The following is a 9867-nucleotide window of genomic DNA, read 5'->3' on the forward strand; positions in this document are numbered from 1 at the left end:
TTAAAGCGCCTCTTTTCTTTTTGAATCGAGTGTAATGATAACGATTGTAACGATAAAGGCAATGATAAACATCATAAAGGAAACGGAGCTGCCGTAGCCCATATTAAAGTTTGTAAACGTCTGGTCATACATATAAGTAGCCATCAGTTCCGTAGAATTGTTTGGACCGCCGTTTGTCATTATATAAATAAGATCAAAGTATTTTAAAGCGCCGATAATAGACAGGATAGCGGACGTTACAATAATCGGAATTAATAACGGGAACGTAATTTTTGAAAAACGGTTCCACTTGTTTGCACCATCTATGTCAGCTGCTTCATAGAGCTCTTCAGGAATGCCGACAATAGCTGCCCGGAACAGGATCATATAAAATGGAGCGAACTGCCAGCAGATCGTTGCGATGACGGCCCAGATTGCGGTTGATTCATCTCCGAGCCAGCCTCGCTGCCACGATTCAAGCCCGACGGCACCAAGCACTTCGTTTACCATTCCAAAGTTCGCATCAAAAATATAAGTAAATAATATACCGATTGCCACGGTGGACATTAAAAACGGCATAAAGAATACGGAGCGGAAAAATCTCATTCCTTTTACCGGGCTGAATAACAGCAGTGCCATAATTAAACCTAATGGAAGCTGTGTCAGCAGAGAAGCCGCTACGAGTAACGTGTTATTGCTGAAGGCTGTCCAAAATACATTATCCTGAATGAGGTTAATATAATTTTGAAGGCCGATAAAGGTCAAATTCGCGTCAATTCCGGTCCATTGAAAAAGACTGTAATAAAACGTCATGCCGATGGAGTAGACCACGTACAGGCCGTACACTACAAGGGCAGGAGCCATAAAGCCCAGTATGACCAGGATTTCCTTATTTCTTTTTTTCTTAGACTGTGATTTCGCTTTCGCCTGCAGGTCACGAGAGAGCTGGGCAGTGCTTTCAGCGTTCTTTGACATCTCTTTTCACCTCTTTTTTTAAGAAGGCTGCACCAGGCGATAGGACTCTCCTGGTGCAGCCTTTTAGCTATTCTTCTTCCATTTCCTCGTCCTGCTCAGCCAGAATTTCTTCTGCAGCCGCTTCCATTTCTGCAGCTGCCTCTTCTGGTGTAATGGACATGCCGAATAGCGCTTGTGTCGTATCCAGGTGAACTTCTGCTAACTCAGGAGGAAGTGTCTGGTCATAAAATGTCTGCAGATAATCTGCTTCCTCTAAAACATCGTTGATGCGCTGAACGTATTCATCCTCGTATTCCACGCCTTCAACAGCGGATAAAGCCCCGTCGTTATTCGCAAGCTGTTCAGCTGTTTCCTTGCTGGTCAACTCGTTTACAAGTGCAGCCGCAAGTTCTTTTTCTTCACTTGATTCAGACACAGAAAATACCGGGCTGACACCGCCTACGACGTGATTGGATTCCCCATCGCCGCCTTTAATAGATGGGAACATAAAGAAATCAAGTTTCTCTTCAAACTCAGGCATATCGTCTCTGGTTGTTCCGAGCATCCAGTTCCCCATTACCTCCATGCCTGCCTTTTCAGAATATAAAAGCTGGCGGGACTGTCCGGTATCAAAGTTCATTCCGTTCATGCCCTCTGGAAATGCATTCATTTCCACTAATTCCTGAATTCTTTCCCCAGCCTTTACGTACGCTTCATCATCAAAGGTTCTTCCTTCCCGATTGAAGGCTTCGTTGAATAATTCTTCTCCGCCGTATCGTTCAGCAAAATACATCAAATAAAAAGCTCCGGGCCATTTGGACTGATTGGCAAGTGAAAATGGAATAATATCATTAGATTCGAGCGTTTCAACAACCTCCAGCAGCTCCTCATAGGTCTGCGGAGCTTCAAGGCCGAGCTCTTCAAACATCTCACTGTTGTACCAGACAGGAACCACATCCATCGCAAGCGGAGCTCCGTACACTTTTTCATCAAAGGTCGCTGGACTAATCGCTGCTTCGAGATAATTCTCTGTGTCAATTTCCTCCGTCAAATCCATAACTTGGCCGGAGTCCACAAACTTTTCGAGCCAGCCGCCTCCCCAGGAATGAAACACATCCGGCGGTGCTCCGCCGCCCATAGCGACGCTGAGCTTCGATTTATAGGGATCATTTTCCTGCTGGACTAACTCTACACTGACGCCTTCATTGTCTTCCTCGAATCGAGAGACTGCATCCTCAAGTGCTTTTTCTGATTCTCCCGTTTCAATATGCCAGAGCGTAAGACTCTGGCTCCCGCCGGATTCATCACCGGAGCCCGAAGCATCATCATCCGATGAAGAATTACAGCCGGCAGCCATAAGAACCACTGATAATGAGCCGATAAGTAAATATTTTTTCAAAAAAATCAACTCCCCCATTTTTTGTTAACGCTTACATTCATAAAAAAAAAGATTGGAACCTGCAGCCGAAAATGCACCACCTCTTCAAAATCAGATAGTAAGTTTGTTCATCGGATGAACGAACTAAGTTTGTAATAACATAGTATCCTAAAGCTATTTAGATGGCAAGCAGTTTTCAAAAAATTTGTTAATATAAAACAATTTTCGAGGAAATATCTAAAAAATAAACAAATAAAGAAAAAATAACTTTTGAATATAGTCGATTATCTTTGTTTATAAGATAAATAAAACCTCGGATTTAAAACATCCTTTTACCGGCTTTTCATCAAAGGAAGGAGGACATCCTGCAGAAGCTGATTCCAATTAAATGATTTTCGGTACCTTATGCGGACAGGAGTTCCGTTAATTTATCAAATTCCGCCCTTTTCGAATGGCTGGCGGACAGTGTCCGGAGAACCGGCGGTGGTTACCGGCAGATATTTCTTCTGGACCCCTTACGCTGAAACATAAATAAAGGGGCTGTATTAAAAGACTTTTCAAAAAATTTTAGTCCCTGCTCTGGTGGTTTCATTCCCACCAAAACAAGTTATGGGGCTGTAGCAAATGCCCCTTTTTATAGAAAAAGTAGTATCCTAAATAGCAGGGGACAAGTCCGAAGACTCCAGTGGGAAGAGCAGCGGCTGAAGATCCGCCGGGCGCGGGTTTCGCCCGGTTAGCTGAAGCGCTGCCCACGGAAAGCGAAGGACTTGTCCCCTGCTTTTTTTTTCCCATGCAAAAAGGGCGAGTATCATTTATGATACAGCACCTTTAAATCTGCCACCCTAGCACTACACGGATAGAAAGATATGGTTGATCAGAGCGGGGCAAACGTGACGCCAAGTATTTCTTTACACTTAGAAAATTTTAATCTCATTAATTAAACTTTCGTATAATGAGACGTTAGGTAAAGCACCCATCCTTTTTGGCTCTTGAATTCAAATGACAGCTCCTTCTTTGCAAGTCCTGACGAGGGAACAACTATTTCGGTTAAAATAATTGCTGCGACTCTCCTTATCGCTCCGTGTACCTTTCGCTTTCCACGAGTTTGCACTGAAACATCTTCGAAGGAATCTTCGCTTATTTCCTGCTCTCGTATGGTGTAATCCATAATAAAAGGTAATATTTTATGAGCTGATCATAGATTGAAGCGGAGGCAGTCGACTCCTGCGGGAATAGCATGAGTCGAAGACCCCGTCGAACGTTTCTGCAAGGCTGTTCGAAAGAGGGCTGAGGCCATGCCCGCGGAAAGCGACTGCCAGAAGCGAAAATTAAAATAGAATCAAAGTAAAAGAAAAACTTGGCTTTCGCTATTTGAATCTTGCGAGAAGCCAAGTTTTTCTTTAGACGACTGTCACTTTGTTGGTAGCGAAAAATTTCTCTATTGAAAAAGCGGAGGACCCGAGTGCACAGGAAAAAATACCGTGGTCAGAAAATGTTAAATCTACAGAATCATGATAATAGGGGAGAAGCCGCTGCTGTAATACACGCTGAATCGGATTGCGGAGCCATTTCTCCAAATCTGCAAAACGGTTCCCTATAATAATCTGCTCCGGATTGAAGGTATTAATGATATTTGCCAGGCCGATTCCAATGTATTCACCGATTTGGTCAAACGCATTAATGATATGAGGATTACCGGAGCGCGCTTGTTCTATAAGAAATTCGAGAGTCACTTCCTGCTCTGCTGAAAACAGCGGAGCCGTCTTTTCTATAAGTGCTCCTTCCGAGCTGTAGAGCTCCCAGCAGCCTTTATTACCACAGCGGCACTTTTTACCATTTGATTCAATAGAAAAGTGGCCGATTTCACCGGATATACCCAGCGCTCCTTTATAAAGCTTATCTTCAATAATTATCCCTGAACCGATCCCGACACCCATGCTGACATAAATTAAATTAGAGACATTTTGACCGGCACCGTAAATTTTTTCTCCGTGAGCACCCGCTTTCGCTTCATTTTCAATCGTGATCGGGAGATGGAACTGATCTTCGAGATATTGTTTTAATTGAACACCATGCCAGTCAAGGTTGGGTGCAAAAAGGATGAGACCGTCGTTGTTAATCATGCCGGGAACACCGATGCCGATTCCGACAATCCCGTAACGGCTGGCCGGAGCTTTCTTTATTAACTCATCAATCAGCTCCTTCAGCATAGGAAAGACCACCTCGGTATCCGTGTCGGTGATGCTGATTTCCGTTTTTTCCATTATGTTTCCCTGCAGATCAGTAAGCACACCAAGCAGATAATTTACGCCGAGATCTACACCAATTGAGTAGCCTGCCCCTTTATTGAAAAAGAGCATCATCGGCTTGCGGCCTCCACTTGAAAGGCCTGCCCCGATTTCGTCGACAAAATCCTCTTCAATTAGTTCGCTCACCAGACTGGATACAGTAGCTTTATTCAAGCCGGTGACTTTTGAAATCTGTGCTCGGGAAATGGGACTGTTCGTTTGGATTTTATTTAGGACTATGGATTTATTTATTTTTTTTACAAGAATCTGATCGCCAGTTTTCATCTAAGTTCCTCCACATTTAGTTTGTTCGTTAAACATATCAAAAGCACTTTCTGTTTGTCTATATTTATTATTCCATAATTATTCCGAAGAATAAATGAAAATGTATTGACATGGTAATTGATTGAAAATATACTTAATTTAATAGAAAAACTAAGATTCATTAAAATTCTATGACATTGAGTCATGAAAGGCGAATTATTGAAGGAAAGAAAATTTAATCAGTTGACTTATGAAAGCGCAATCATTTAATTCTGAAGAAAAGGTGGAGTGGGAATGGCATATTTTACGGGTGTTGAAAAAATTAAATATGAAGGAAGTGACAGCCGCAATCCGCTGGCATTTAAATATTACAATGCTGATGAAACAATCGGAGGGAAATCTCTACGGGACTGGATGAAATTTTCTGTAGCCTACTGGCACACGTTTACAATGGATGGTTCCGATCCGTTCGGTCTTCCGACAATGGAACGGCCGTGGGATCAGTATGCAGGGATGGAGCAGGCACGTGCCAGAGTAGAAGCAAACTTTGAATTTATAGATAAGCTCGGTCTGGATTATTTTGCTTTTCATGATGTTGACATTGCTCCGGAAGGAAATAATCTGCAGGAGTACAGTGATAACCTTGATGATATTGTAGCAAGGCTGAAAAAACATATGCAGGCCCAAAACGTTTCCTTACTATGGAATACCTCGAATATGTTCCATCATCCTCGTTTTATGTTCGGCGCGGCGACCTCCAACAATGCCGATGTGTTTGCTCATGCAGCAGCGAAGGTGAAGAAACAGCTGGTAATCGCAAAGGAACTCAATGCTTCCAACTATGTGTTCTGGGGCGGACGTGAAGGCTATGAATCACTTCTTTACACCGATACGAAGCTTGAGCTTGATAATCTTGCCCGTTTTTACCATATGGCACTTGACTACGCAAAGGAAATTGGGTTCGACGGTCAATTCTTAATTGAGCCAAAGCCTAAGGAGCCGACTAAGCATCAATATGATTTTGATACAGCTACTACTTATGCTTTTTTACAGAATTATGATCTTGCTGATCACTTTAAAGTGAATATTGAAGCCAACCATGCAACACTTGCCGGCCACACGTTTGAGCATGAGCTCCGCTATGCAAGAGAGCACGGAATTCTTGGTTCTGTCGATGCCAACCAGGGGGATATGCTTCTCGGCTGGGACACTGATGAATTTCCATCTGACATCTATAATGCCACACTGGCGATGTATGAAATATTGAAAAATGGCGGACTGGAAAAAGGAGGCTTGAACTTTGACGCGAAGGTGCGCCGGCCGTCCTTTGAGCCGATTGACCTCGTACACGGCCATATTGTCGGCATGGACACTTTTGCTCTCGGCTGCAGGGCAGCTCAGCGGATGATTGAGGACCGTGTCCTTGAAGATATCGTTGAAAAACGTTATGAGAGCTACAATTCCGGTATCGGCCAGGCAATTATTGAAGGAAAAACTTCTTTCCGTGAGCTCGAAGCATATGCAAAAGAAAATACGATCAAAGTTGAATCCGGGCGCCAGGAAATGATCAAAGGAATATTGAATCAATATATTTTAGGAGCGGGAGTAACAGCGAGAGTGTAATACAGTGGAGGGACTGCTTGAATGAGCAGTCCCTTTTTAACAATAAGCGAAGGAGAGGCAGATCAATGGAATATATCATCGGAATCGATCTTGGGACAAGCGGAGTGAAAGCACTGCTTATCGATAGAAACGGACGTGTGGCAGATGAGGCTGCAGAGAGCTATCCAATTTATCATGATGAGAACGGGTACAGCGAACAGGACCCGGAGGACTGGGTGCGCCAGACAAAAGCTGTACTTTCAAAAATCGCTCATAAGGACAATTTAGATAAAGCAAATATAAAAGGGATCAGCTTTTCCGGACAGATGCACGGACTCGTACTGCTGGATAAAGAGAAATTGCCGCTGCGAAGAGCGATTCTATGGAATGATACAAGAACCAGCACAGAAACGAAAGATATTGCAGAAGCCGCTGGTCTGGAAAGAGTATGGGAGATCACAAAAAACAATCCGTTGGAAGGCTTCACGCTGCCCAAGGTTTTGTGGGTGAAAAAGCATGAACCAGCAACCTTTGAAAAAGCTGACGTATTCTTACTTCCCAAGGACTATGTACGCTACCGGTTGACCGGGCATATTGGAATAGACTTTTCCGATGCCGCTGGAACATTAATGCTTGATTTAAACAATAATGAATGGAGCGAGGAAATTCTAGAGACGTGCGGCGTGCCCCTCGACATATGTCCCCCAGTTTTTCCAGCAACAAAAGCCTGCGGAACGCTGTTGAATGAAGTCGCTGAAGAAACCGGCTGTCCCGCTGAAACCAAAGTATTTGCAGGAGGCGCTGATAATGCATGCGGCGCTGTGGGGGCAGGCATCCTTGAACAGGGAAAGACGATGTGCAGCATCGGCACATCTGGTGTCATGCTTACTTATGCCGGAGACCAGAAACGTCATTTTGATGGGAAGCTTCATTTTTTCAATCATGCGGCTGATAATACGTATTACGCCATGGGAGTTACGCTGGCAGCGGGTTACAGTCTGCAATGGTTCAAGGATACTTTTTTAAAAGATAAAAAATTCGATGAAATGATCAAATCAGTAACAGAGGTGCCGGCTGGGTCCCGCGGACTGTTATTTACACCGTACATTGCCGGCGAAAGAACGCCTCACAGTGATGCCTTCGCCAGGGGCTCTTTTATCGGCATGGATGCTTCGCATACAGCAGCAGATTTTGTGAAAGCCGTCATGGAAGGTATAACTTTTTCCTTGAAGGAATCCCTTGACATTATTGAAGAAAATGGGATGGCGGTGGATACTGTCATCGCTATTGGAGGGGGAGCCAAATCCAGAGAGTGGCTACAGCTTCAAGCTGACATCTTCGGAAAAGAAGTAATCAGCCTGAAAAACGAGCAGGGTCCTGCCATGGGAGCAGCGATTATTGCAGCATACGGCTGCGGCTGGTTTTCCTCTCTTCAAGAGGCAGCCCGGGCTTTCGTGGAAACTGGTGATGGCGTAAAGCCTATCGAGGAAAATGTTGAAGTCTATCAAAAGCTTTTTCCATTATATAAAAATGTTTATCAGCAGACGAAAGATATAACGGAAGCTCTGAGTCAATTCAGGTAGATAAATAGGGAGGGGGGCAGTCAATGAACTATCTTATCACCGGAGGGAACCGGGGCCTGGGATTATGCCTTGTGGATATTGTATTAAAAGCTGGTCACCGCGTGTTTGTTTCAATCAGGAATGTGGAAGAAAAAAATCAAGAGTTAGTCAATCTTCAAGAAAACTATCCAGAAACATTAAACATCCTCCACATAGATGTGAAGGATGAGGAATTAGTAAAGAAGGCTTCCGCAAAGCTGGCCGGACTGCATATTAAACTTGATTGTATTATAAATAACGCTGGTGCAATTAAGGGAAGAGAAAGCAGCATTACCGACCTCATCATTGAAGACCTTGAAACCATAGTTAATGTAAATACTTTCGGGCCAATGCGTGTGGTCAAATATTTTTTGCCTTTATTAAATAAAGATAGCGGCCAATCATCAATAATAAATATTTCTTCAGATGCGGCGAGTTTATCTAAGCCGTTTGATAGAGACTACCCTTATGGCATCTCAAAGTCTGCTCTCAATATGTTTACAATCAAATTAAGAAAAGAGCTGCAAAACGAAGGGATTAGTGTACTTGCGGTTCATCCCGGCTGGATGAGAACGGATATGGGGGGGAGTGAAGCTGCCATGGATCCCCAGGAAGCAGCCTCATCCATATATAAATTAATTGAAAAAGGGATAGTGCATGACATTGCACATATATTAGTTAATCATCGAGGAGAACATATGGACCTTTAATTAATAACAGAAATGAAAAAGGGTTCTTTCTTATAACTATTTTGAATCAATAAAACTAGGGAACCCCCACTCTATCATTTAGAGCGGGGGGTTGAGTTAGAGCTTTTGAAGCGCCTCCTTAGTTATTATAAAGTGATGGTATACCTGGAAATAGGATTATTCAATAAAATTTTTACACCGGAATGTCACGATCGTCCATTCCATCAACAAAAGTCCAATAGAACTCTTGATGCTGCCAAACTATTTATTGCGATGATTCCAGTATTAGTGGTATATCCTTTTTTACAGCGTTTCTTTATACATGGAATAACGCTTGGTTCGGTGAAAGAATAATAATTTTATGGTAATGATATCCCCTGTGGGAGCAGCAGACCGGTTACTACGGTCAAGCCGATCATGGAAAAGGCGATAATTTTCATATAGGCAGGAACATGGTGCTTTGATTGCTGAACAAAATATATTTCCATCACTGCAATGGTAGAGATTCCAAGGACTATCTTAAAAAGCCCACCCAGGTTGACCGGCACTAAGCCAAGCAGCATGACTCCCGTCAATGCAATAAATAAATACAGCAGCCGCAGCAATTGGTGATAGATGATTGCTGCTATTTTTATTCGATATTTTTTTAGAAGAATTACGGTGAGAAACAGAAGAATTGCTGCGATAATGGCGTATAGATGTAACTGAATAATCATAACTTTCCCCCGGCTTAGTATTATGGCGTACTTTTATTTTACGAGAAAAGCCGAAGTAAAAAAAGAAGGCTGCGGACAGTTGCCGCACCTTCTTACATCTTCACCTTAGTTGTGTTGAGCTGCGGCAAGCCAGCCGCGGCCATTTCTCCGGACACCGATTCCGTTATCGGCCGAAAAGCAGACCAAATTACAAGTGATTCAGGCAAGTAGGGTATCTGATGTCCGCCAACCTCTCGAAAATAACATATTTTGATAGAATAACGGATCTCATGGACCTCTGTCAAGAAAGTGGACACCCTTTAACAGAATAGGAATGATGCGATGGTGACAGCTACAGATCATTCTTCCCTATGTTTCAATCGTAGATGATCTCGCAGAAGCGTCAAGCCCAGCCCG

General features: G+C 43.3%; 7 protein-coding genes and 1 pseudogene. 4 read left to right on the top strand and 4 right to left on the bottom strand.

The features are described 5' to 3' along the window. The 3 genes from ACE4RR_RS11040 to ACE4RR_RS11050 form a co-directional block, all read right to left on the bottom strand. Positions 1 to 954: a carbohydrate ABC transporter permease gene (locus ACE4RR_RS11040; protein WP_375535476.1), complete on the bottom strand. Its 954-nt coding sequence runs from the start codon at positions 952 to 954 to the stop codon at positions 1 to 3. 67 nt (positions 955 to 1021) lie between these two features. Beyond that, positions 1022 to 2332 (bottom strand): extracellular solute-binding protein, encoded by a 1311-nt coding sequence (locus ACE4RR_RS11045; RefSeq protein WP_375535477.1) that lies wholly within the window; start codon positions 2330 to 2332, stop codon positions 1022 to 1024. Between the two features lie 1379 nt (positions 2333 to 3711). After that, a complete protein-coding gene (locus tag ACE4RR_RS11050) occupies positions 3712 to 4884 on the bottom strand; it encodes an ROK family protein (RefSeq protein WP_375535478.1) in 1173 nt (390 codons plus the stop codon). Between the two features lie 273 nt (positions 4885 to 5157). Between ACE4RR_RS11050 and xylA the strand changes: the two genes are divergently transcribed. The 4 genes and pseudogenes from xylA to ACE4RR_RS11070 all read left to right on the top strand — a co-directional run. Then, entirely contained in the window at positions 5158 to 6486 is a 1329-nt protein-coding gene (gene xylA / locus ACE4RR_RS11055; protein ID WP_375535479.1) for a xylose isomerase, read from the top strand. Positions 6487 to 6551: 65 nt separating this feature from the next. Next, positions 6552 to 8048, top strand: a complete 1497-nt coding sequence (gene xylB / locus ACE4RR_RS11060) for a xylulokinase (protein WP_375535480.1) — start codon at positions 6552 to 6554, stop codon at positions 8046 to 8048. A 23-nt stretch (positions 8049 to 8071) separates the two neighbouring features. Further along, positions 8072 to 8776 (top strand): SDR family NAD(P)-dependent oxidoreductase, encoded by a 705-nt coding sequence (locus ACE4RR_RS11065; RefSeq protein ID WP_375535481.1) that lies wholly within the window; start codon positions 8072 to 8074, stop codon positions 8774 to 8776. A gap of 213 nt (positions 8777 to 8989) precedes the next feature. After that, positions 8990 to 9109: pseudogene (locus ACE4RR_RS11070) on the top strand (carbohydrate ABC transporter permease); the annotation flags it as partial. Between the two features lie 5 nt (positions 9110 to 9114). On the opposite strand, the gene ACE4RR_RS11075 reads toward ACE4RR_RS11070, so the two are convergent. Continuing rightward, positions 9115 to 9471, bottom strand: coding sequence for a DUF1516 family protein (locus ACE4RR_RS11075; protein ID WP_375535482.1), 357 nt, complete (start codon positions 9469 to 9471; stop codon positions 9115 to 9117). Between the last annotated feature and the right edge of the window lie 396 nt (positions 9472 to 9867).

Source organism: Alteribacillus sp. HJP-4 (assembly GCF_042139015.1).
Lineage (GTDB): Bacteria > Bacillota > Bacilli > Bacillales > Marinococcaceae > JBHIKY01.